The 21,059-nt window shown below is 75.8% G+C and carries 17 protein-coding genes; 10 read left to right on the forward strand and 7 right to left on the reverse strand.

The features are described 5' to 3' along the window. Positions 1-14: 14 nt before the first annotated feature. Genes ACH443_RS05310 through ACH443_RS05320 form a run of 3 tightly spaced genes read right to left on the reverse strand, consistent with a single transcriptional unit; the run spans position 15 to position 4,545 of the window. The gene (locus tag ACH443_RS05310) at positions 15-2,021 is read right to left on the reverse strand and encodes a hypothetical protein (protein ID WP_430589670.1); all 2,007 of its coding nucleotides are present in this window, start codon (positions 2,019-2,021) and stop codon (positions 15-17) included. Beyond that, positions 2,018-4,033: an HSP90 family protein gene (locus ACH443_RS05315; protein ID WP_430589671.1), complete on the reverse strand. Its 2,016-nt coding sequence runs from the start codon at positions 4,031-4,033 to the stop codon at positions 2,018-2,020. Before ACH443_RS05315 ends, ACH443_RS05310 begins: the two co-directional genes overlap by 4 nt. Next, positions 4,030-4,545 carry a YbjN domain-containing protein gene (locus ACH443_RS05320; protein WP_430589672.1) on the reverse strand — a complete coding sequence of 172 codons (516 nt, stop codon included), beginning with the start codon at positions 4,543-4,545 and terminating at the stop codon, positions 4,030-4,032. The genes ACH443_RS05315 and ACH443_RS05320 overlap by 4 nt, the downstream gene beginning before the upstream one ends. Before the next feature lie 187 nt (positions 4,546-4,732). Here ACH443_RS05320 and miaA point away from each other — a divergent pair, with 187 nt between their 5' ends. Together miaA and dapF are read left to right on the forward strand one after the other, a co-directional pair. Beyond that, complete coding sequence (miaA, locus tag ACH443_RS05325) at positions 4,733-5,746, forward strand: tRNA (adenosine(37)-N6)-dimethylallyltransferase MiaA (RefSeq protein WP_430589727.1); 1,014 nt, start codon at positions 4,733-4,735, stop codon at positions 5,744-5,746. After that, a complete protein-coding gene (gene dapF / locus ACH443_RS05330; protein ID WP_429762210.1) occupies positions 5,743-6,678 on the forward strand; it encodes a diaminopimelate epimerase in 936 nt (311 codons plus the stop codon). Before miaA ends, dapF begins: the two co-directional genes overlap by 4 nt. A 19-nt stretch (positions 6,679-6,697) precedes the next feature. Here dapF and ACH443_RS05335 read toward each other — a convergent pair whose 3' ends face one another. Then, positions 6,698-7,300: a class I SAM-dependent methyltransferase gene (locus ACH443_RS05335; RefSeq protein WP_429762209.1), complete on the reverse strand. Its 603-nt coding sequence runs from the start codon at positions 7,298-7,300 to the stop codon at positions 6,698-6,700. Between the two features lie 172 nt (positions 7,301-7,472). On the opposite strand from ACH443_RS05335, the gene hflX reads away from it, so the two are divergent. From hflX to ACH443_RS05350, 3 genes are all read left to right on the forward strand, one after another. Next, positions 7,473-9,044, forward strand: coding sequence for a GTPase HflX (gene hflX / locus ACH443_RS05340; protein WP_430589673.1), 1,572 nt, complete (start codon positions 7,473-7,475; stop codon positions 9,042-9,044). A gap of 87 nt (positions 9,045-9,131) precedes the next feature. Continuing rightward, positions 9,132-11,192 carry an ATP-dependent DNA helicase gene (locus ACH443_RS05345; RefSeq protein ID WP_430589674.1) on the forward strand — a complete coding sequence of 687 codons (2,061 nt, stop codon included), beginning with the start codon at positions 9,132-9,134 and terminating at the stop codon, positions 11,190-11,192. 9 nt (positions 11,193-11,201) lie between these two features. Beyond that, positions 11,202-12,161 carry an L-lactate dehydrogenase gene (locus ACH443_RS05350; protein WP_429762206.1) on the forward strand — a complete coding sequence of 320 codons (960 nt, stop codon included), beginning with the start codon at positions 11,202-11,204 and terminating at the stop codon, positions 12,159-12,161. A 25-nt stretch (positions 12,162-12,186) separates the two neighbouring features. On the opposite strand, the gene lexA is transcribed toward ACH443_RS05350, so the two are convergent. Beyond that, positions 12,187-13,017: a transcriptional repressor LexA gene (lexA, locus tag ACH443_RS05355; protein ID WP_430589675.1), complete on the reverse strand. Its 831-nt coding sequence runs from the start codon at positions 13,015-13,017 to the stop codon at positions 12,187-12,189. Positions 13,018-13,263: 246 nt separating this feature from the next. On the opposite strand from lexA, the gene ACH443_RS05360 reads away from it, so the two are divergent. The 3 genes from ACH443_RS05360 (at position 13,264) to ACH443_RS05370 (ending at position 14,512) form a co-directional block, all read left to right on the forward strand. Continuing rightward, the gene (locus ACH443_RS05360; RefSeq protein ID WP_430589676.1) at positions 13,264-13,602 is read left to right on the forward strand and encodes a LysM peptidoglycan-binding domain-containing protein; all 339 of its coding nucleotides are present in this window, start codon (positions 13,264-13,266) and stop codon (positions 13,600-13,602) included. 112 nt (positions 13,603-13,714) lie between these two features. Continuing rightward, entirely contained in the window at positions 13,715-14,200 is a 486-nt protein-coding gene (gene nrdR / locus ACH443_RS05365; protein ID WP_430589677.1) for a transcriptional regulator NrdR, read from the forward strand. Between the two features lie 132 nt (positions 14,201-14,332). After that, on the forward strand, positions 14,333-14,512 hold the full coding sequence (locus ACH443_RS05370) for a DUF5302 domain-containing protein (RefSeq protein ID WP_429762202.1): 180 nt from the start codon (positions 14,333-14,335) through the stop codon (positions 14,510-14,512). Between the two features lie 89 nt (positions 14,513-14,601). Here the strand turns inward: ACH443_RS05370 and serA are convergent, their stop codons facing one another. Together serA and ACH443_RS05380 are read right to left on the reverse strand one after the other, a co-directional pair. Continuing rightward, a complete protein-coding gene (serA, locus tag ACH443_RS05375; RefSeq protein ID WP_430557183.1) occupies positions 14,602-15,840 on the reverse strand; it encodes a phosphoglycerate dehydrogenase in 1,239 nt (412 codons plus the stop codon). Positions 15,841-15,934: 94 nt separating this feature from the next. Further along, positions 15,935-18,244, reverse strand: a complete 2,310-nt coding sequence (locus tag ACH443_RS05380) for a HelD family protein (RefSeq protein ID WP_429762200.1) — start codon at positions 18,242-18,244, stop codon at positions 15,935-15,937. Positions 18,245-18,414: 170 nt separating this feature from the next. Here ACH443_RS05380 and ACH443_RS05385 point away from each other — a divergent pair, with 170 nt between their 5' ends. Further along, positions 18,415-19,827, forward strand: coding sequence for a PP2C family protein-serine/threonine phosphatase (locus ACH443_RS05385; RefSeq protein ID WP_430589678.1), 1,413 nt, complete (start codon positions 18,415-18,417; stop codon positions 19,825-19,827). Beyond that, positions 19,824-21,035: an ATP-binding protein gene (locus ACH443_RS05390; RefSeq protein WP_430589679.1), complete on the forward strand. Its 1,212-nt coding sequence runs from the start codon at positions 19,824-19,826 to the stop codon at positions 21,033-21,035. The genes ACH443_RS05385 and ACH443_RS05390 overlap by 4 nt, the downstream gene beginning before the upstream one ends. Positions 21,036-21,059: the final 24 nt, after the last annotated feature.

A 21,059-nucleotide genomic window follows, 5' to 3' on the forward strand; every position in this document is an offset into this window, starting at 1 on the left:
ACGGCCGCCGCGCGTCAGGGCACGAGCGATGAGGCGACGGCGTCGGCCTCCTCGGCGCGACCCAGACCCCGGAGCGTCCCGACGAGCTCGTCCGCGACGGCGGCCAGGTCCGCCCGTGCGCCCACCGCCGCGAGACCCTCCAACGCGGCCCGCAGCGGGTCGACCGCCGCGGTGGCGTCGCCCGCGGCCCGGAGCGCGCTGCCCGCCAGCCAGAACGCGTGGGCGGCGTCGAAGGGCAGGCCGGCACGACCGAACTCCTCGGCCACCGTCTCCGCCTGGCGCGCCGCCTCGGCGTGCTGCCCCGCGGTCGCGAGGAGGCGGGCGCGCACGTCGCGCAGCTGCCGCTCCTCGGCGGCGGCGAACGCGGCGCGGCGGGTCGCGAGGTCCTCCGACAGCGCGGGCGTCGGAGCCGCGGGCGCGCCGACCGTGGGGCGCACGACGCCCCCGAGCACCCGCTCGACCGCGGCGAGGGCGGCGTCGACGTCGCCGGCGCGAGCCTGGGCCGCGGCGGCGGCCCGGACCACGGGGCCGACGTAGGCGGGGTCGGTCCCCGCGGCCCGGAGCAGGCCGACCGCCCGCCCGAACGCGGGCACCGCGCCCTCGTCGTCGCCCAGGGCGGCGGCCACCTGCGCGGCCTCGGCCAGGGCGAAGCCGGCGTCCTCGAGCCGCCCGGCCTCCTCGGCCACGCGAGCGGCGGTGAGGTAGGCCGCGGAGGCCTCGACCGGGTCGGGCTCGAGCTCCGCCCGCGCGAGAGCGGCGCCGACCGGGTCGGCGTCGTCGCGCGGGTCCGTCACGCCGGCGAGGTCGACGCCGGCGGGGGAGCCCGCGTCCGCGCCCGCGAGCGACACGGGCAGCTCGTCGGTCAGCACGTCGGGCGCCGGGCCGGGGAGGGGGCCGGTCGCGGCGGCCGTGCGCTCGGCGGCGGCGAGCACCCCGAGCTCGACGGGGAGCCGGCGCGACTGCCGCTCCCACGCGGCGTCGAGCAGGCGGGCGTGCCGGTCGGTGCCGTGCCGGGCGTCGAAGGCGCGGGCGACCGGCGTGAGCTCGCCGCGGGCCCACGCGTCCAGCTCGGCGACCGTGCGCGCCGGTACCCCCGCGAGCTCGACGGGCGTCTCGGCGTGCGTCTCGCGCAGCACGCCCGTGGCGACCGCGACGTGGGTGAGCACGGCGAGGCGCTCGCCCGGCGAGTCGGACACCGTGAGGTGCTCGGGGGAGGCGTGCAGGAGCCGCAGGGCGCGCTCCGGGTGCCCGGTCCGCGCGAGGAACTCCACGTGGCGGGAGGTGGCGATCTCCTTCGACACCGCGGCGTCGAGGTGGCTCATCGCGCTGCGGTGCGCGGCCGCGGCGCCCGCGGCGTCGCCCAGGTCCAGCAGGAGCAGCTGCAGCAGGGACTCCATCCCCGCGGGCTCGTCGCCGCAGGTGGCGCCCGACGCGACGGCGGCGCTCACGACGTCGGCCGCCTCACGGACGCGGCCGGTCTCGGCGAGGTACTCCGCCTGGCCGGCGGGCAGGCAGGCGGCGCAGTCCGAGAAGGAGTCGCGGGGCGTGGTGATCCAGGTCCGGTAGGCCTCCTCGGTGCCGGGGGCGCCCTGGGCGCGCAGCCAGGCGAACCGCTCGCCGGCCACCGCGCTGGTCCCGTTCCCGGCGAGCGCGTAGCGGCGCTCCATGTCGTCGAGCGTCGCGTCGAGCTGTGCGGTCGGGACGGAGGGGAACCGCGCGAGCAGGCCCACCATCCACTTGAACGACCAGAACAGCGAGTGGGTGTCGCTGCCGTCGAACAGCTCCGGGTGCGCGTCCCACCAGCGCAGGAGCTGGGTGAACGGCAGGAACGCCTTCTCGGCCTCGGGCGTCGAGGTGTAGGAGTCGACCAGCGCGAAGAGGGCGTACGCGCGGGCCTCGTCCGGGCCCTCCGCGGTGATACGTGCGGCCTCCTGCTCCGCGGCAGCGCTGCGCGCGACGCCGTACGGCATGCTCATGATCGTCGAGACGGCGCGGTTCGCCTCGTCCAGGGTGCGGGTCATCGGGCGTCGTCCTCGGTGTCGGTGGTGCGGGGCTCGGTGGTGCGGGGCTCGGTGGTGCGGGGCTCGGTGGTGCGGGGCTCGGTGGTGCGGGGCTCGGTGGTGCGGGGCTCGGTGGTGCGGGCGTCGGGCAGGGCACGCTCGAGCAGCGTGCGCAGGGCGTGGTCGAGCAGGCTCGCCTCGGCGCCGGCCAGCGGCCGGCCGGACGCGAGCAGGGCGGTCACGTACAGCGACCGGGCGCCCGCCGCGCGGACGGGGGCGTCGTCGGCCGCGAGCAGCGCGCGGACCGTCGGGTTGGCGTCGTTCAGCACGAGCCGGCGGGCGCGGGCCGGGCCGGCGAGGCCGGCGAGGACGGAGCCCCAGACGTCCGTGGCGTCGCCGACGGGGGCGGCGGCCTCGCGGGTCTGGCGGGCGTGCTCGCCGTCCCGGTCGGTGAGCAGCATCGCGGGCACCTCGGACGGCGAGAAGACCCGCAGCTGGACGTCGCAGTCCTGGTCGGCGAGGTCGTCGCCGAGGGCGGCGAGCGCGTCGGTCACCTCGAGCTCGCGCAGCGGCTCCACCTCGCCCAGCACGGCCTCGAGGTCGCCCGGCGCCACGGGGGAGAGGCGCCACCCCGGCCGTCGCCGGGCGACGCGGGCGAGCAGGTCGGCGTCGTACACGTACCCCGCGTTGAGCACCGGCAGGCCCTGCGCCGCGGCGACCGCGGCCACCCGGCGGTACTCCTCGACGCTGGTGGTCCACAGCACCCGGGCGGGCGCCCCTCCGTCGGCGGGCTCGGCCAGGTCCGCGAGGGTGCGCGTGCCGACGGTCGTCTCGAACGGCAGCACGCGGGCGGCCAGGTCGAGCATGGCGTCGTCCTGCACCGCCAGGGCGCGGACGGCGAGGTGGTGCGTGGACAGGAACGACCGGGCCAGCGGCGACGGCTCGGCCAGCGTCTCGAGGGCCCAGGCGCGGACCTGCTCGCCGAGCGCCTCGCGGGTGGCGAACAGGACGTCGTCCTCGAACAACCCCTCGCGCGACGCCGTCGGCCGCAGGGCGGACGCGTCGACGACGCAGCGGACGAAGAACGCCCACTCGGGCAGGAGGCTCTCGACGCCCGTGCCGAGCAGCATGCGCTTGAGCGACACCCGGTGGTGCGCGGCGGTCGTGGGGGCCACGGCGGCGGGGAGCACGAACGCGACCCCGGTGAGCCCGGCGACCGGCAGGTCGAGGTCGATGTGGGCCAGCGGCGTGAAGCCGAGGGTGCGCTCGCAGTACGCCGCCAGCGCCCGCGCGCGCTCGGCGTCGTCCGCATGGGTCGCGCGCCAGGGCAGCTCGCCGCCGCTGAGGCGGCGCCTGACCGTGCCACCGTCGTCCAGGCGCACCTCGACCGACACGTCCACGGGCAGCAGCCCGCCGAAGTCGGCGGCGAGGGCCGCCACGGTGTCGGGCTCGAGCCAGTGCTCCGCGTCGCGCAGCGGGCGCAGCCGGACGACGCTCCCGGGCTCGCCGGGAGCCGAGGGGTCCTCGGGGTCGAGCTCGGTGAGCTCGTACCCGCCGTCGGCATAGCCGCGCCAGCGGACCGGCGGCGCCTCCGGGTCTCGCGCGGAGCGCGACACGAGGTCGATCTCGTCGGCGACCATGAACGCCGACAGCAGGCCGATCCCGAACTGGCCGAGGAACTCCTCGCGCCCGCCCCCGAACCCCGTGCCGAGAGCCCCGGCGAGCGGGTCGGCCGGGTCGGCGGGCCCGGCGTCGCGCTTCGAGCTGCGCCCGATGGTGGCCAGCAGGTCGCGGGCCTCGTCGGCGGTGAGGCCGACGCCCGTGTCGTGCACCTCGAGACCGCCGTCGTCCAGCGGGCGCAGCAGCACGCGCGAGGGCGCGTCGGCGTCCAGGGCGCGGCGCGCGGTGATCGCGTCGACGCCGTTCTGCAGCAGCTCGCGCAGGTAGACGCGGGGGCTCGAGTACAGGTGCCGGCTCAGCAGCTCGACCAGGCCGCGCAGGTCGACCTGGAAGGCGTCGGTGCCGCTGGTCACCGCGCGTCGCCCGCCGCGGGGCGTGCGGCCTCCTGATCCGCCCCCTGCGCGCCGTCGGCCGCCGGGTAGCGCTCGTCCAGCATCTCGAAGAAGGACAGCCCCGTGGCGAGACCGCAGTCGACGATCCGCTCGAGCTGCTCGTCGTTCGCGCCGCTGCGCAGGTCGGTGGCCACCTCGGCGTACACGACGACGGCCGACCCGTCGTCCTCCGGGCGCGCGAAGACCTTGGGCCAGATGCGCCCCACGTTCCACTCGTTGAGGAGCGCGGTGAGCGTCCCCAGCTCGGAGACCGGGAGGGTGCGGCTCCATCGGCCGCGGATCTGCAGGATCCCGGCCGGCTCGCCCACGAGCAGGAAGTAGAACGTGTTCTCGTCCCAGACCCCGCCGAGGTCGCCGTCGTCGTCGATGCCGAAGTACCACTCGCGGCGCGTCATCAGCGCCTCGAGCCGGTCCCGGGTGAGCGGGGCGGGGGCGGCGGTCGCCGCGACGGTGGGCTTGGTGAAGAAGGCCATGGGTCCTCGTCCTGTGCGGGAGCCGGGGCGCACACGTCGTCGCGCCGGGCTCGGTGGGTGGCGAAGGACACCCTAACCAGCCGGTCCGACAGCCCTCGGACGGCGGGCTAGGGTCGTGGGCGTGAGCGCACCCGACCCCACCGCGAGCCCGTCCGAGAGCGCGTGCGGGGGCGGGTCCGGCGCGGCCGTGGTCGTCGCCGTCGTCGGCCCGACGGCGACGGGGAAGTCCGACCTGGCGCTCGACCTGGCGCAGGCCCTGTCGCCGTCCGGAGCCGGCGCGCAGGGCGCCGTGCGGGGGACCGCCGACGCCGAGATCGTCAACGCGGACGCGTTCCAGCTCTACCGCGGCATGGACGTCGGGACGGCGAAGGTTCCGGTCGGCGATCGGCGCGGGATCGTGCACCACCAGCTCGACGTCCTGGACCCGCTCGAGGACGCGTCCGTGGCGCGGTACCAGAGCGCGGCGCGCGCCGACCTGGACGCGATCGCGGGCCGCGGGGCGCGCGTCGTCGTCGTCGGGGGCTCCGGCCTGTACGTGCGCGCGCTGCTCGACCACATGGACTTCCCGGGCACCGACGCGGCCGTCCGGGCCCGGCTCGAGGACCGCGCCGAGCGCGAGGGGCGCCGCGCCCTGCACGACGAGCTCGCCCGTCTCGACGCCGACGCCGCGGCGTCGATCGGCCCGCACAACACGCGCCGGATCGTGCGTGCGCTCGAGGTCATCGAGCTCACCGGCCGCCCGTACACCGCCAACCTGCCCCGCCAGGAGCACGTCCGCCCGGCCGTGCAGATCGGGCTCGACTGCGACCGCGAGGTGCTCGACGCCCGCGTGGCGGGCCGGGTCGAGCGGATGTGGGCGGAGGGCCTCGTCGAGGAGGTGCGGTCGCTCGCCTCGGCCGAGCAGGGCGGGACGGGCGCGGGCCTGGGCACGACGGCGGCCCGCGCGGTCGGCTACGCGGAGCTGCTCGCGTGCTGGCGCGGCGAGCTCACGCTCGAGGCCGCGCGCGAGGCGATCGTCGCGAACACCCGTCGTCTGGCGCGCAAGCAGATGGGCTGGTTCGGCCGGGACCCGCGGGTGCGCTGGCTCGACGCGGGCTCGCCCGACCTGCTCGACGAGGCGCTCGCGGTGGTGCGCGCCGCCGACGCCGGGCGGCTGCCGGAGCCCGGGACGGGGCCCGTGCGCCGTAGTCTGGGCTCATGACGCTGCGCTTCACCAAGGGTCACGGCACCCAGAACGACTTCGTGCTGCTGGCCGACACGCGGGGGGACCTCGACCTGACCCCGGACCAGGTGCGGCGCCTGGCCGACCGACGCGGCGGGATCGGCGGTGACGGCGTCATCCGGCTCGCGCCGACCGCGGCCGTCGCGCGCGCCGGCGAGGCGGTCGCCGACCGTGTGCTCGCCGAGGAGCCCGCGGCCATCTGGTTCATGGACTACCGCAACGCCGACGGTTCCGTCGCCCAGATGTGCGGCAACGGCGTGCGCGTCTTCACCGCGTTCGCCGAGCAGCTCGGCCTCGCGGACCTCGAGGACGGGCAGGAGCTCGCGCTCGGCACCCGCGCCGGCGTGCGCCGGGTCCGCAAGGAGCCCGGCGGCTGGTACGCCGTGGACATGGGTCCCTGGGCGCTGCCCGGCGGGCAGGAGGCCGCGACGCGCGGCGCCGACGCCGCCGTCCTCGTGCGGGGCTGGGACGCCCCGCGCCCGGCGCTGAGCGTCGACATGGGCAATCCTCACACCGTCGTCGCCCTCGCGCGGCCGTCGGAGCTCGCCGAGGCCGACCTGACCCGCGCGCCCGAGGTCGACCCCCTGCCCCCCGAGGGCACGAACGTGGAGCTCGTCGTGCCCCTCGCCGAGACGGTGGACCCCGACGGGCGGGCGGTCGGGCACGTGCGGATGCGCGTGCACGAGCGCGGGGTGGGGGAGACGCAGTCCTGCGGCACGGGGGCGTGCGCCGCGGCGCTCGCGGTGCGCGCGTGGGCCGTGGCTGGCGCCGACGGCCCCGTGCCGGACATCTGGGAGGTCGAGGTGCCCGGCGGGCTCGTCCGGGTGCGGCTGCTCGACGGCGGGCACGTGGAGCTCGCCGGCCCGGCGGAGCTGGTGTTCAGCGGCGAGACGGAGCTCGGGGAGCTCTGAGCAACGGCGGCGTCGCGGGTCAGTCGACGCGGAGCACGCGGAAGCCCTTGGACGACGACGCCCGCTCGACGCCGCGGCCCAGCTCGGCCTCGATCCAGCGCGCCAGCGAGTCGGATCCCAGGTTCTTCTGCACCACGAGCCACGCCGCGGCGTCCGGGGACAGCCTGGGGAGCCAGGCGCGCAGCAGGTCGTGCAGCACGGCCTTGCCGACGCGGATGGGGGGGTTCGACCAGATCGCGGCGAACCGCACGCCGTCCGGCACGTCCTCGGCGCGCACGGCGCGGACGTTCTCCAGCCCGAGGCGCGCCGCGGTCGAGCGGAGCAGGTCGAGCGCACGCTCGTTGACGTCCACCGCCCAGACGGTCGCCCCGGGGGACGCGAGCGCCATCGTGAGGGCGAGGGGTCCCCAGCCGCAGCCGAGGTCGAGCAGGTCGCCGGAGGCGGGCGGGGCGGGCACCTCGCGCAGCAGCACGCGCGTCCCCTTGTCGACGCCGCCGGGGGAGAAGACGCCGGAGGCGACGTCCACCTCGACCTCCCGGCCGGCGAGCTCGACGACGGCGCGACGGCGCTCGGCGGCGGAGGCCGGCTGCGCGGTGAAGTAGTGGTCGGGCTGCTCGCTCACCCCGCGATCCTAGGTCCCGGGCGTCGCCTCCGGCGTCGTCTCCGGCGCCCGACCCGCAGAACTGCCGGACGGGCCCGCGCGGGAAAAACTCTCCACCGGGACTGTCTCGCGTGGGACCCTTGTTGTACTCGTACGGCGGCCGGACCGCCGACCCCGACCCGAGAGGCACACCTTGACCCACCCGACCAACCCCGAGACCCCGCAGGCCGACGAGACCGCCGGGGCCTCCGGCGCCGAGACCTCGGCGGACGCGCGCCGCGAGGCCGAGCGCGACGCCCAGGCGATCGCGCAGGACGTCGTCGCCCGGGTGCTCGCACGGGCCGGGACGGCGCGGTCCGAGGGCGCCACGGTGCACACCGCCCACGACGGCGACCAGCTCGACCTCGAGGAGCGCATCTCGCTCCGCCGCGTCGCGGGGCTCTCCACCGAGCTCGAGGACGTCACCGAGGTCGAGTACCGCCAGCTCCGCCTGGAGCGCGTGGTGCTCGTCGGCCTGTACTCCGGCGGCGAGGCCGCGGCCCGCGAGGCGGAGGTCTCGCTGCGCGAGCTCGCCGCGCTCGCCGAGACCGCGGGCTCGCAGGTGCTCGACGGGCTGCTGCAGCGTCGTCAGAAGCCCGACCCGGGCACGTACCTCGGGTCCGGCAAGGCGGCCGAGCTCGCCGACGTCGTCGCGTCCGTCGGCGCCGACACCGTGGTGGCCGACACCGAGCTGGCCCCGTCGCAGCGCCGCGCGCTGGAGGACATCGTCAAGGTCAAGGTGGTCGACCGCACCGCGCTGATCCTCGACATCTTCGCCCAGCACGCCAAGTCGCGGGAGGGCAAGGCCCAGGTCGAGCTCGCCCAGCTCGAGTACCTCCTGCCGCGCCTTCGCGGCTGGGGCGACTCGATGTCCCGCCAGGCCGGTGGCCAGGTGGGCGGCCAGGGCGCCGGCATGGGATCCCGCGGCCCCGGCGAGACGAAGATCGAGCTGGACCGGCGCCGGATCCGCAACCGGATGGCCAAGCTGCGCCGCGAGATCGCCGCCATGGCGCCCGGGCGCGAGACCAAGCGTCTGGACCGCAAGCGGCACGGCGTGCCGAACGTGGCGATCGCCGGCTACACCAACGCCGGGAAGTCGTCGCTGCTCAACGCGCTCACCGACGCGGGCGTCCTCGTCGAGAACGCCCTGTTCGCGACGCTGGACCCGACCGTCCGCAGGGCCCGCACGGAGGACGGCCGGCCGTACACCTTCACGGACACCGTCGGGTTCGTGCGGCACCTGCCGCACCAGCTCGTCGAGGCGTTCCGGTCCACGCTCGAGGAGGTGGGCGACGCCGCGCTGCTGCTGCACGTGGTCGACGCCTCCCATCCGGACCCCGAGGGCCAGATCGCCGCGGTGCGCGAGGTGCTCGCCGAGATCCCGGGGATCGCGGACGTGCCCGAGGTCGTCGTGCTCAACAAGGCCGACGTCGCCGACCCGGCCGTCGTCGGCCGGGTGCAGCGTCGCGAGCGGCGCAGCGTCGTCGTGTCCGCGCACTCCGGCGAGGGCATGGCCGAGCTGCGGGAGCTCATCGCGGCCGAGCTGCCCCAGCCGCACGTCGAGATCGACCTGGTCGTCCCGTACTCACGCGGCGACCTGGTCCACCGCGTGCACGAGGCCGGCGGGTCGGTCGCCGAGGAGCACCTGGCCGAGGGCACCCGCCTGCGGGGTCGCGTGGACGAGGCTCTCGCGGCCGAGCTCAAGGCCGCCGCCGTCGGGGGCTGACCGCCCGCCGTGGTCGCCGCCCACCGGTCGTCGACCCGACTGTGGGCGGCGCCCCGGACGGTCAGCGGGGCGCCCTAGGATCGACGGGTGACCTCCGCCGACGCCCCCGACGCCCCCCAGCTCCTCGACCTGGCGGTGGGGGCCCTCGGCGGCGGACGGCGGGAGGGTCAGCGCCGCATGGCGGAGGCGGTGGCCGAGGCCGTCGACGAGGGCCGGCACCTGCTGGTGCAGGCGGGCACCGGGACGGGCAAGTCGCTCGCGTACCTCGTCCCGGCGGTGCGGCACGCGGTCGTCGACGGCAGGCGCGTCATCGTCTCCACCGCGACCCTGGCGCTGCAGCGCCAGGTGGTCACGCGCGACCTGCCGCTGGTCGCCGAGACGGTGGGGCCGAAGCTGCCCCGCCCTCCCAAGGTCGCGCTGCTCAAGGGCTGGCACAACTACCTGTGCAAGCACAAGGTGACCGGGGGCTACCCGGTCGAGGGCGCGACGCTCTTCGACCTCCCGGCCGACCCCGGCCCCGGCGAGGGCGCGGCCGCCGAGCAGCACCCGGCGCCGCCCGGCCCCCGCGGACGCGGCGGGCGCGCCGACGACACCGCGACGCTGGCCGACCACGTGCGCCGGCTGCACGCCTGGGCCGACGAGACCGACACGGGCGACCGGGACGACCTCGTGCCCGGGGTCCCCGACAAGGCCTGGCGCCAGGTGTCCGTCACCGCGCTGGAGTGCCTGGGGCAGCGTTGCCCGCTCCTGGCGGAGTGCTTCCCCGAGCGGGCGCGCGCGGCGGCCCGGGACGCGGACGTCGTCGTCACCAACCACGCGATGCTCGGCATCGCCGTCTCGGGGAACCCGGGCGTGCTGCCCGAGCACGACGCCGTCGTCGTCGACGAGGCGCACGAGCTCGCCGAGCGCGTGACGGCGGCAGCCACCGTCGACCTCTCCCTGACGGTGGTGGAGCACGCCGCACGCCTCGCGCGTCGGCACGGCGGCACCGAGACCGAGGCGCTCGACGCCGCGTCGCAGCGCCTGGGCAACCTGCTCGCCACGGCGCCCGCGGAGCGGTTCCCCCTCGGCCTCCCCGACGACCTGCGCGCCGCGGTGGGCGCCGTGCGCGACGCGGCGCGCGAGCTTCTCACCCGGCTCAAGCCCCAGGGCGCGGGGAAGGGGCAGGAGGCGCCGGACGCCGGCACGAAGATGGCGCAGTCCGCCGTCCTGCAGCTCTTCGAGGTCGCCGAGAGGATGGCGGCGGAGGACACGACGGCGGACGTGCTGTGGTGCTCGCGCCCGCCGGAGAACGCGCCGTGGGCGGGCGACGGCGTGACGCGGCTGCATGCCGCGCCGCTCGCGGTGGCGGGGCTGATCCGCACGCACCTGCTGGGCGAGGCGACCGGCGTGTTCACCTCGGCGACGCTCACCCTCGGCGGCACCTTCGACCCGGTCGCGCGGTCGCTCGGCCTGGCGGGCTCGGGGGGCTCCGACGAGACCGCGGACTGGGCGGGGCTCGACGTCGGCAGCCCGTTCGACTACCCGCGCCAGGGGATCCTGTACGTGGCGCGGCACCTGCCGGCGCCCGGACGTGAGCCGACGACCGATGCCCAGCTCGACGAGATCGCCGGGCTGATCGAGGCCGCTGGGGGGAGGACGCTCGGGCTGTTCTCCTCCCGCCGGGCGGCGACGGCCGCCGCGGAGGCGATGCGCGAGCGGCTGGACGTCCCCGTGCTGTGCCAGGGCGACGACCAGCTCCCGACCCTCGTGAAGGCGTTCGCCGACGATCCCGCGACCTGCCTCTTCGGCACCCTCTCGCTGTGGCAGGGCGTCGACGTCCCGGGCCCGAACTGCCAGCTGGTGCTCGTGGACAGGATCCCGTTCCCGCGCCCGGACGACCCGGTGAAGGCGGCGCGGGCCCGGTCGGTGGAGCAGGCGGGCGGCAACGGGTTCATGCAGGTCTCAGCCACGCACGCTGCGCTGCTCCTCGCGCAGGGCGCCGGCCGGCTCGTGCGCACGGGCGAGGATCGCGGCGTCGTGGCCGTGCTCGACCCGCGCCTCGCGACCGCCCGCTACGGGTCCTTCCTCACCCGCTCCATGCCCGACTTCTGGCCGACCACGGACGGGGAACTCGTCCGCGCTGCGCTCCGGCGCCTCGACACCTAGCGTGGGGCCGTGGACGAGACACGCAGGACGACCAAGCTCGCGATCGTCGGAGCGGGCGCGGTGGGCTCCACCCTCGCGTACGCGGCGCTGGCCCGGGGCGCGGCCCGGTCCGTCGCCCTCCTGGACGTCAACCGCGCGAAGGTCGAGGCCGAGGTGCTCGACCTCCGGCACGGGGGCATGTTCATCCCTCAGGCCGAGATCGACGGCTCGGACGACGTGGAGGTCTGCCGCGGCGCCGACATCGTCGCGGTGACGGCGGGGGCCAAGCAGAAGCCCGGACAGAGCCGCCTCGACCTGGCCGAGGCGACGGTCGGCCTCACGCGGTCCATCCTGCCGGGCCTCCTCGAGGTGGCCCCGGACGCCGTGTTCCTCATGGTCACCAACCCGGTCGACGTCGTCACCTACGCCGCGCAGGAGATCAGCGGCCTGCCCCGGGGGCGGGTGTTCGGCAGCGGGACCGTCCTCGACTCGTCGCGGCTGCGCGACGCGCTGGCCCGCCACTGCGGGGTGGCGGTCGGGAACGTGCACGCGAACATCGCGGGCGAGCACGGCGACTCGGAGATCGTGCTGTGGAGCTCCGCGACGATCGCCGGCGTGCCCCTCCTGGACTGGCGGCCGTTCCGGGGGCACCCGCCCCTGGACGAGGCTGCCCGGCGGCGCATCGCGACCGACGTCGTGGAGTCCGCCTACCGCGTCATCGCCGGCAAGGGGGCCACCAACTACGCGGTAGGCCTGGCGGCCACCCGGATCATCGAGGCGGTGCTCAACGACGAGCACCGCGTGATGAACGTGTCCTCGCGCCTGGACGACTTCTACGGCATCAGCGACGTCTGCCTGTCGGTACCGTCGCTCGTCGGCCGCCGGGGCGTGGCAGAGACGATCGACACCCCGCTGTCGGACGACGAGGTCGCCGGGCTGCGCGCGTCGGCCGAGAGCATGCGGGCCGTGCAGCAGCGCCTCGGGTTCTGACGGCCCGGGGCCGCACCGGCGGTGCTCAGAGGCTGCGGAGCACCGCCACGACCCGGCCGAGCACCTGCGCCTCGTCGCCCGGGATGGGGGAGTAGGCGGCGTTCTGCGGCAGCAGCCAGGTGTGCCCGTCGGCCTGCTTGAAGGTCTTGACCGTGGCCTCGCCGTCGATCATCGCGGCGACGACCTCGCCGTTCTCGGCGACGGGCTGGCTGCGCACGACCACCCAGTCGCCGTCGCAGATCGCGGCGTCGACCATCGAGTCGCCCGCGACCTTGAGCAGGAACAGGTCGCCGTCGCCGACGACCTGCCGCGGGAGCGGGAAGACGTCCTCGACGACCTGCTCCGCGAGGATGGGGCCTCCGGCGGCGATCCTGCCGACCAGCGGGACGTAGGACGGGGCCTGGGCCGGCTGCGCGTCGGACGCGGCGAGCGACCCTGCCACGTACCCCGGGGCGGGGTCTGCCTCGGGCGCCGACCTGTCGATGGCGGGCGCCTCGGGGTCGACGACCTCGATCGCGCGCGGCCGGTTGGGGTCGCGGCGCAGGTAGCCCTTGCGCTCGAGCGTGGTGAGCTGGTGCTTGACCGAGGACGGGCTCGCCAGGCCCACGGCCTCGCCGATCTCGCGCATGGTCGGCGGGTAGCCGCGTGCCTCGACGGAGCTGCGGATGGTCTCGAGCACGCGCCGCTGGCGGGGCGTGAGGCGGTCGGACGACGGCGAGAGCTCGCTCACCGACGCCAGCGCGGTCGTCGAGGCGCCGGCCGTCGTCGTGGCCGCGCCGTCGAGGGTCTCGTCCTGGGCAGCCCATGGCGTCGCCGTCGTCGTGGACGCCGGGGCCTGGTCCCGTCCGCTGGTCATCGCGTTCTCCGTCCTGCAGGGCGCGGCCCGTGGGCGGGCCGATGAAATCCGACAAACCTTCCATCGCGCTGTCGGCCACTCTAAGCCAGTTCCGGCCCGACATCAAACATCTGTTCGATCGGGCCTCGACCGTGTCGCCGGGACGTGGTACACCTAGTACAGCAGTTCGACGTACAGGTGTTCGACGAACAGACGTTCGACGAAGCGGCCGCCTCGGGCGGCACCGCGTGGACCGGAGGCAGGACGATGCAGAACGCACTCAGCACCAGCGACGCGCACGGTTTCCTCGGGCTCGGAGGGCTCCGGCTCACCCGCAGGGGCCGGGTGGTGGTCGCGGCCCTCGTGCTCCTCGTGCTCGTGGGAGCGGGCCTGTTCGGCCAGCGCGCCGTCGCCGAGTCGCCGGGCACGGGCGTCGAGGTCCGGCTCCAGACGGTGGCGCCCGGCGACACCCTCTGGCAGTACGCGCAGCAGGTGCGTGACACGGGCGAGGACCTGCGCGACGTGGTCGCCGAGCTCCGCGACCTCAACGGGCTGACGTCGGCGGAGCTCCAGACCGGGCAGGTCGTGGTGCTCCCGCTGGACTGACCACGAGGATCGGCCCCCGCCGCGGGGGATCCTGCTTGCGCGGACGGTCGCCCGCCGCTTACCTTGTCGGGCAGCCGGGCGCCGGTCCGGAGCCGAGCGCAGGAGACCAGCGATGCACTGCCCGTTCTGCCGCCACGCGGACTCGCGAGTCGTCGACTCGCGCACCTCCGACGACGGCTCGTCCATCCGTCGCCGGCGTCAGTGCCCCGCGTGCCAGCGCCGGTTCACCACGATCGAGACGGCCAGCCTGTCGGTGGCCAAGCGCTCCGGGGTGACCGAGCCGTTCAGCCGGGACAAGGTGGTAGCGGGTGTGCGCAAGGCCTGCCAGGGCCGGCCGGTGAGCGCCGACGACCTCGCCGTCCTCGCGCAAAAGGTCGAGGAGACCCTGCGCGCCTCCGGCCGGCCGGAGATCGAGGCGAACGAGGTCGGCCTGGCGATCCTCGGGCCGCTGCGCGAGCTGGACGAGGTCGCCTATCTGCGCTTCGCCAGCGTCTACCAGTCGTTCGAGTCCCTCGAGGACTTCGAGTCGGCGATCACCTCGCTGCGGGCGGAGCGGGACGAGCGCGCCACCGCCGGGAGCGGAAACACGACCGCCTGACGCCCGGGTCGCCCGGTCCGGGCGAAATGCCCTGGCGCCGGGTGACGGCCCGGGGCATGCTGGACGGCACCAGGTGCTGCGTGGCCCCGCCGCGCGAGCACACCCACCCCGACGGACGACGAGGTGACCGCGATGACGGACGACTCCAGGGCGAAGCCCTCCGAGGACACGAAGGCGCGCTTCCGGGAGGCGCTGGAGAAGAAGAACGCCGCCAGCCACCCGACCGCCGGCAAGGACGGCAACACCGGCCAGGTGCACGGCTCGGAGACGACCGGGCCCGTGCAGAAGATGTTCCGCCGCAAGTCGGGCTGAGCACCGACCGACGCGCGAAGGGCGGCCCCGGGGAACCGGGGCCGCCCTTCGCGCGTGCGGCGCGGGCGCCGTGCGGTGCCGGGTGGGTGTCAGCCGGCGGCGGGCCCCGGCGGGAACTCGGGCCGCTCGAACGCGTCGCGGATGCGGAGGCGGATCGTCGAGTCCATGGCCTGCAGCTTGGCCGACGCGCCGCGCTGGGTGACGTCCGAGATGTCGGTCACCACATAGCCGATCTCGCCGCGCGTCGCGAGCATCTGCGCCTCGATGTTGGCGCCGTGGTCGGCGAAGACCTGGTTCACGCGGGCGAGGACGCCGGGCACGTTGCGGTGCAGCAGCATGATGCGGCCGACGCCCGTGTGCGCGAGCTGGAGGTTCGGGAGGTTCACGGACAGCGTCGTGGACCCGGTCGCCACGAAGTCGCGCAGCTTCTTGGACACGAACTCGCCGATCGCCTCCTGGGCCTCCTCCGTCGAGCCGCCGACGTGCGGGGTGAGGATGACGTTCGGCAGGCCGCGCAGGGGCGACGTGAAGCCGTCGCCGCGCTTCTTCGGCTCGGTCGGGAAGACGTCGACGGCCGCGCCGCCGAGGTGCCCGGAGAGGATGTGCTCCCGCAGCGCCTCGACGTCCACGACGAAGCCGCGCGACAGGTTGAGGAAGATCGCGCCGGGCTTCATGCCGGCGAACAGGTCCGCCCCGAAGAGGCCGGCGTTGCCCGCCCGCCCGTCCACGTGGATCGTCACGGCGTCGGCCTCGGCGAGCAGCTCCTCGATGGTCTCGACGCGGTGCGCGTTGCCGAGGGCGAGCTTCTCGGCGGTGTCGTAGAAGACCACCCGCATGCCGAGGTTCTCGGCGAGCACCGACAGCTGGGAGCCGATGTTCCCGTAGCCGATGATGCCCAGTGTGCGGCCCCGCACCTCGTGCGAGCCCTCCGCCGTCTTGTCCCAGACACCGTCGTGCAGCGCCTTGTCGCGCACCGTGAGGCGGCGCGTCAGGGCGATGATCTCCGAGATCGCGAGCTCGACGACGGAGCGCGTGTTCGAGTAGGGCGCGTTGAACACGGCCACGCCGTGGGCCGCGGCGGCCTCGAGGTCGATCTGGTTGGTGCCGATGGAGAAGGTGCCGACGGCCTGCAGGCCGGGGACGCTCTCCAGGACCTTGCGGGTGACGGTGGTCTTGGACCGGATGCCGAGGATCTGGAAGTCCGCGAGGGACTCGATCAGCTCGGACTCGTCGAGCGCGCCGGGGCGCGTGACGACCTCGATGCCCGCATCACGAAGATTCTGGGCAGCGACGGGGTGGACGTTCTCGAGAAGGAGGGCTCGCAGCACGAGGCCATGGTGCGCCGTGCGGGCCCGCGCCGACAAACGCGTCTCACCGTTGCGGTGCCATGTCCGGTGGCGATGTCCGGTGCCACCTCCTGCGTCACGCCGCGACGAGCTCCACGATGCCGGCGGGGAGGGCACGCTCGTGCACGACGACGAGGCGCTGGGTGGGGCGCGTCATCGCGACGTACAGGTCCGACGCCCCGCCCGGACCCTCCGCGACGGCCGCCGGCTCGACCAGCACGACGGCGTCGAACTCCAGCCCCTTGGCCGCGCGCGGGTCGAGCACGCTCACCTGGGCGTCCTCCGGGCGCTGGGCGAGCAGGCGCGCGCCCTCGTCCGGCCCGAGGGCGTCGGGCAGGGCGGACTCGACGGCGACCCGGATCGCCTCGACCTGGTCGGCCGCGGCCACCACCGCCACCCGTCCGGCGCCGTCGGAACCGACGAACTCGCCCGCGAGGGAGACGGCGTGGTCCACGACCTCCTGGACCAGCACCGGACGCGCGGGACCCGACGGCGTGACCCGCGTGAGCTCCAGCGCGCCGTCGACCTGCCGGGCGGCGGTGAGCGGCGAGACGGGGAGCGCGGCCTCCGCGGCCATCCGCTGCGCGGCGTCCGCGACCGCGGCCGGGGTGCGGTAGGAGACCGTCAGCTCCTCCAGGCGCCAGGAGTCGCCGAGCACCGGGTCCAGCGCACGGGCCCACGACCGGGCGCCCGCGGGCGACGACGTCTGCGCGACGTCCCCGACGATCGTCATCGAGCGCGTGGGCACGCGGCGCACCAGCATCCGCCACGCCATGGGGGAGAGCTCCTGCGCCTCGTCGACGACCACGTGGCCGTACGTCCAGGTCCGGTCCTCCGCGGCGCGCTCCGCGGTCGTCAGCCGCGGCCCGGTGGACTCGAACCGGGAGGCCAGCGTCTCGGCGTCCACCAGGCCGCCGCCCGCGCCGGTGGACTCGAGCACGGACCGGGCGTACTCCAGCTCCGCGGCGCGCTCGGCGGCGCGCGCCCGGGCCTCGGCCCTGGCGATCGAGTCGTCCTCGCCGAGCAGCTCGGCGGCCTCGTCGAGCAGGGGGACGTCGGCCTCGGTCCACGGTGCGTCCGGGTCGCGCCGGAGGGCCGCTCGCTCGCTCGCGGACAGCTCGGGCGCGGCCTCCGCCAGCCGGTGCGGCTTGGCGAAGAGGTCGGCGACGAGCTTCTCGGGGCTGATCGGGAACCAGGCGAGGTTGAGGGCGACCCGCACGTCCCGGTGGGAGCGCAGGTCCTCGGTGACCATCGCGACGTCCTCGGGGGCGAGCTCGGTGTCGGCCGCGGCGCGGTACTGGTCCACGAGGCGCGCGAGCATGTCGCGCACGAAGGCGGCGCGGGCCTCGTTGTGCGGTTTGTGCGTCCGGCGCGCGCGGCCGATCGCGTCGCGCACGTCGCGGCGGCGCACGACGAGGTCGTACCCCTCGAGCCGGAAGCGGACGTCGCGCTCCGGGACGCGCTCGCGGGCGCGCACGGCGCGGCGCACGACGTCGCGCCACACCAGACGCCCCTTGATCTCGGTGGCGGCGGGGGTGTCGGCCAGGTCGGCCCGGACGCCGGGCAGCAGCTCGCCCACGGTGGTCGCGACGACGCCGGTCTCGCCGAGCGAGGGCAGCACCTGGTCGATGTACCGGAGGAAGGCGCGGCTCGGGCCCACGAGGAGGACGCCGCTGCGCTCGAGCACGCGACGGTGCGCGTACAGGAGGTACGCGGCGCGGTGCAGGGCGACGGCGGTCTTGCCCGTGCCGGGGCCGCCCTGCACGACGAGCGCGCCGGCGAGCTCGGCACGGATGATGCGGTCCTGCTCGGACTGGATCGTCGCGACGATGTCGGTCATCCGACCCGTGCGGCGCGCGGCCAGCGAGGCGAGGAGGGCGCCCTCGCCGGAGAGGGTCGACGCGGCGAGGGAGCCGTCGCCGCCCTCGGCGCCGTCCGCCAGGGCGTCGAGGTCGAGCACCTCGTCCTCGAGCCCGGTGACCGCGCGTCCGGTCGTCACGAGGTGCCGGCGACGGCGGACCCCGGCGGGGTGGAGGGCGGTCGCCCGGTAGAACGGCGTCGCGGCCGGCGCCCGCCAGTCCGTGAGCAGCGACCGGTGCTCGGCGTCCGCGAGACCCAGGCGTCCCACGTACCTGGTGTCGCCGTCGTCGAGGTCGAGGCGACCGAACGCGAGCCGGTCCTCGACGGCGTCGAGCTGGGCCACGCGGTCCTCGTAGAGGGTGGCGAAGGCGTCCCGCTCGCTCCGGTTCTGCGGCGACCCCGACGGCCCCGAGCGCCGGACCTCCGCGAGCCGGTCGCGCGTCGCGCGTCGCAGCTCGTCCAGTCGGGCGTAGAGGCCGTCGACGACCTCCTGCTCGCGTGCCAGCTCGTCCTGCCTGCCTGCCACGCATCCTCCCCAGCGTCCTTCGGGCCGCGCTCTGACGACGGTGCGGCCCCGGCGGCGGACCATCATTGCAGATGCCGGGGCCGCCCGCGGGCACCGTCCGGCGCCGGGCGGCGACGCGCCGGGCCCCGGACACCTGCCCGGAGCGGAGGGCCGGGGCTAGGATCAGGCCCATGAGCAGCGGCGACGTCCTGCGATCCGGGTCCGACGGACCCGCCGAGGACGCGGCCGCCACTGTCCTCCTGGTGGAGGACGACGACGGGGACGCGCTGCTCGTCACCGAGCTGCTCGAGGACGCCGAGGTCACGGTCGTGCTGCGGCGCGCCCGGTCCGTGGCGGAGGCCGTGGACGCCCTCTCCCGGCCCGGCGGCGCACCGGGGGTCGACTGCGTCCTGCTCGACCTCGGGCTGCCGGACGCCGTCGGGCTGACGGCGGTGTCGCGGCTGCGCGAGGTCGCCGAGCGCGTCCACGACGTGCCCGCCCTCGTGGTGCTCACGGGCCTGACCGGCGGCGACCAGGGGTTGCAGGCGGTGGCCGCGGGGGCCGACGACTACCTCGTCAAGGGCGAGACGGACTCGGGGCTCCTCGGCAGGTCGCTGCGCTACGCGCTCCAGCGGCGCCGGTCCGCGGCACAGCAGCGTGCGCTCTACCGCAGCGCGGTGCGGGCCGAGGAGACCGCGCGGCTCGAGCGGGCCCTGCTGCCGAAGCCCCTCGTCGGCGACGAGCGCGTCTCGGTGATGGTCGGCTACCTGCCGGGCGGCGGCGGCCTGCTCGGCGGCGACTTCTTCGACACCGTGGAGCGGCCGGACGGGTCCGTGCTGTCCGTCGTGGGCGACGTCGCCGGCCACGGCCCCGACGAGGCGGCGCTCGGGGCGACCCTGCGCACCGCCTGGCGCACCCTCGTCCTCACCGGCACGCCGCCCGAGCGCATCCTCGAGCACCTGGAGCGCGTGCTGCTCACCGAGCGGGCACGGCCGGAGGTCTTCGTGACCCTCTGTCAGGTGGTCGTCGCCCCCGACCGTTCCGGGATCGACCTCTACCTGGCGGGCCACCTGCCGCCGCTGCTCATCACCGGGCCGGTCGGGGACCTGCGCTGCGAGCTGCTACCGCCCACCGGTCGGGGGCGGGCGCTCGGCGTCCCCGTCGACGGCGGGTGGGAACCGCGGCGGATCGCGCTCGACGGCCCTTTTGCGCTCATGCTCTACACCGACGGGCTCGTGGAGGCGGAGGTGCGGCACGGCGGCGTCCCCGACGCGGCGGCGGAGCCGGTGCTGGACGGCCTGGGCAAGGACGCGCTCGGGCTCGTCGCGCTGCACGGCGAGCGACCCACGCGCGTGGGTCCGTTGCGGCGCCGGGTGCCGCGCCTCGGGCAGTCCGGGCTGCACGAGCTGGTGCGCGACGACCTCGAGCGGCAGGGCATCGTCGGCGTGGTCGAGCGCGTGCTGCGACGCGTGCGCGCGCTGCACGGCGGCCCGCTCACCGACGACGCGGCGCTGCTCGTCGTCGGGTGGACCGGGCACGACACGCCCTACCTGGGGGAGCGGTCCTCGACCCTCGCGGACTCGGCCGAGTGGGCGCGCCCGTGAGGCGCGAGCGCCCGCTGCACGACGTCGTCCTGCGGCTGCTGCTCATCGTCGGCGCGGTGCTGCTGCTCGCGCTCGCCGTCGCGCTCGTCGCGATCCAGCGCTCGCTGGTGCTGCTGCGGGTGGGCGCCGGCGACGAGGCGATGGACGCGGCCCACGCGTGGAACCTCACCCTGCTCGTCGTGGTGATCGTGCTCGTCCTGCTCGTGGTGGTCATGGGCCTGTTCATGTGGCGCGCGCTGCAGCGGGGCGTGACGCGGCCCCTGGCTCGGCTCGCGGACTCGGTGCGGGCCGCCAGCACGGGGGAGCACGAGCACGAGATCCGGGTCGAGGGCACCGGCGAGGTCGCGGCGCTCGCGGCCGACGTCGAGCACATGCGCCGCGAGCTGGTGCAGCAGGTGGCCGAGGTGCGCGCGTCGCACGGCGAGACGGAGCGCGCGCACGCCCAGCTCGCCGAGCAGGCGCGCGAGCTGGCCCGCTCCAACCAGGAGCTGGAGCGCTCGAACCGCGACCTCGAGCAGTTCGCCTACGTGGCCTCGCACGACCTGCAGGAGCCGCTGCGCAAGGTGGCGAGCTTCACCCAGCTGCTCCAGAAGCGGTACGGGGAGCAGCTGGACGAGCGGGCCGACCAGTACATCGCCTTCGCCGTCGACGGCGCGCGCCGCATGCAGCGGCTCATCCAGGACCTCCTGAGCTTCTCGCGCGTGGGGCGCTCCGGCAGCGAGCCCGAGGACGTCGACCTCGAGCGGGCGCTCGAGCAGGTGCGGCACGACCAGGAGCGCCGGATCGTCGAGGCGGGCGCGGAGGTCACGCACGACCCGCTGCCCGTCGTCCGGGGGGAGAAGGCGCTGCTGACGATGCTGCTGGCGAACGTCGTCGGGAACGCCGTGAAGTTCCGGGACCCTGGCCGTCCGCCGCGCGTGCACCTGTCGGCGCGGCGGGTCGAGGGGCCGGAGCCCGGCTGGGAGCTGTCCTGCACCGACAACGGCATCGGCATCGACCCGCAGTACGCCGAGCGCGTCTTCGTCATCTTCCAGCGGCTGCACCCCAAGGACGTCTACTCGGGCACCGGCATCGGGCTCGCGCTGGTCAAGCGGGTGGTCGAGCACCACGGCGGGCGGGTCTGGCTGGAGCCGGCCACCGGCGGCGGGACGTCGGTGCGGTGGACCCTCCCGGACCGTGACGAGGCGACCGACGTCATCGTCGGTTAGGCTCGGCAGACGTCGCTGACCTGC

Origin of the sequence: Isoptericola sp. NPDC019571 (genome assembly GCF_044389385.1) — a bacterium.
Lineage (GTDB): Bacteria > Actinomycetota > Actinomycetes > Actinomycetales > Cellulomonadaceae > Isoptericola > Isoptericola nanjingensis.

Bases quoted from the DNA above. Each gene is read 5' to 3' on its own strand.
- ACH443_RS05310 (WP_430589670.1), bottom strand. From the start codon at position 2,021: ATGACCCGCACCCTGGACGAGGCGAACCGCGCCGTCTCGACGATCATG.
- ACH443_RS05385 (WP_430589678.1), top strand. From the start codon at position 18,415: ATGAGCAGCGGCGACGTCCTGCGATCCGGGTCCGACGGACCCGCCGAG.
- ACH443_RS05370 (WP_429762202.1), top strand. From the start codon at position 14,333: ATGACGGACGACTCCAGGGCGAAGCCCTCCGAGGACACGAAGGCGCGC.
- ACH443_RS05320 (WP_430589672.1), bottom strand. From the start codon at position 4,545: ATGGCCTTCTTCACCAAGCCCACCGTCGCGGCGACCGCCGCCCCCGCC.
- ACH443_RS05360 (WP_430589676.1), top strand. From the start codon at position 13,264: ATGCAGAACGCACTCAGCACCAGCGACGCGCACGGTTTCCTCGGGCTC.
- dapF (WP_429762210.1), top strand. From the start codon at position 5,743: ATGACGCTGCGCTTCACCAAGGGTCACGGCACCCAGAACGACTTCGTG.
- lexA (WP_430589675.1), bottom strand. From the start codon at position 13,017: ATGACCAGCGGACGGGACCAGGCCCCGGCGTCCACGACGACGGCGACG.
- nrdR (WP_430589677.1), top strand. From the start codon at position 13,715: ATGCACTGCCCGTTCTGCCGCCACGCGGACTCGCGAGTCGTCGACTCG.